The following is a 647-nucleotide window of genomic DNA, read 5'->3' as shown; positions in this document are numbered from 1 at the left end:
CGTGCTCATTTTATGCAGGTATTAGTGCGGGGGCGGTCAGCCTGCCCCGACGTTGATGTGAGGCTGGGTCTTAAAGACGGTTGAGGCAGCAACGCTGCCGTGCTCGCCCCGAAGGGGCGCTACGTTCAATAAACCGGGTTTTCCCCATCACGGTCTGACCAGTCCTGCCATCACTTCATGCTTGCCTGAACAATCGGTGGTGTTGTTTCCGTCTTACTGACTCAGATACTTAAACGTTCATCACTGGTGCATAGTACTCCTGATCTTTTGCCAATAGTGCCCACACAATCCGCGCATTCTTATTAGCCAATGCTACCGAGGCAATGTTGTTATTCCGACGTGCCAGTAGTCGACTGGCCCATCCCGATACAGCATCCTGTTTACGTTTGACCGACTGCAACACAGCCCTAGCACCGTGAATGAGTAAGGTTCGTAAATAAATATCGCCTCGTTTGCTTATCCCGAGCAAGACTTGTTTGCCACCACTTGAATGCTGGCGTGGAACCAGTCCTAACCAGGCGGCTCTGTCGCGTTAAGGCGGCGTCAGGTAATATGCTGTTTTTTTTGTAATGTTGCCTATTAATGTCTCTGATCAGAAATGCCTTTAAACGCTTGCATTATCCCATCGATATCATCGCGCAATGTGT

General features: G+C 50.1%; 1 pseudogene. It reads right to left on the bottom strand.

Annotated elements, in window-relative coordinates:
• Nucleotides 1-229 precede the first annotated feature (229 nt).
• Nucleotides 230-532 (bottom strand): annotated as a pseudogene (locus tag ACMV5I_RS29610) (transposase); the annotation flags it as partial.
• Nucleotides 533-647 lie beyond the last annotated feature (115 nt).

The organism is Serratia sp. T13T92 (assembly GCF_047530105.1).
Taxonomy (GTDB): domain Bacteria; phylum Pseudomonadota; class Gammaproteobacteria; order Enterobacterales; family Enterobacteriaceae; genus Chania; species Chania fonticola.
The sequence above is the reverse complement of the archived record's forward strand: the minus strand, read 5'-3'. Positions and strand labels throughout refer to the sequence as shown.